At 54.8% G+C, this 520-nt stretch carries 1 protein-coding gene; it reads right to left on the bottom strand.

Translation table 11 applies throughout. The annotated features are described in order from the left end of the window. Positions 1-87 precede the first annotated feature (87 nt). A complete protein-coding gene (locus tag TRESADRAFT_RS16655; RefSeq protein WP_425358249.1) occupies positions 88-384 on the bottom strand; it encodes a hypothetical protein in 297 nt (98 codons plus the stop codon). Between the last annotated feature and the right edge of the window lie 136 nt (positions 385-520).

Genomic DNA, 520 nt, shown 5'->3' with positions numbered 1-520 from the left:
CTGCATCGCCGAACGTAAGGCTTAGCAGCAGTTTAGTCGAATTCGATTCCCTGTCCGATTCTGTTCGGGCCGCCGCCGAAGAAATCATTATCTTCTTGGGGTTCGTCGTCGCCGTCGGATTTGTCCTCGGCGTTGTACGTCGAATAGTAGTAGTTCGCGCCCTTCACGCCAGAGACTGGAACGGCAAGCCACGCCTCGCGGATTCCAAGCTCGTTGCGCCGTTTTCCTGATGTCCTTTTCCGAGACCTTGAGTATTTTCGAGAGATATTTGTCGGAGAAATCCGTCCTTCTTCGCCTGGATGAGGAGGCTGTCCTTCGGGAACGCGTCCCGGATTCTGGAGCATCTTCTCCGTCAAGCTCGACAAGCTCCTTCATCTCGTTGATGAAGTATTCCTTGACGAACGTGATTTCGTGCAGCTTCTCGACGGAAACGCCCTTCCCTGAGCGCCTCGTACATCTGGAAATACCGCTCGCTCGAAGCCGTGCGGAGCATCTCGCAAAGCTCGTCGGCGCTCTTCTT

The organism is Treponema saccharophilum DSM 2985 (genome assembly GCF_000255555.1).
GTDB classification, from domain to species: domain Bacteria; phylum Spirochaetota; class Spirochaetia; order Treponematales; family Treponemataceae; genus Treponema_D; species Treponema_D saccharophilum.
The sequence above is the reverse complement of the archived record's forward strand: the minus strand, read 5'-3'. Positions and strand labels throughout refer to the sequence as shown.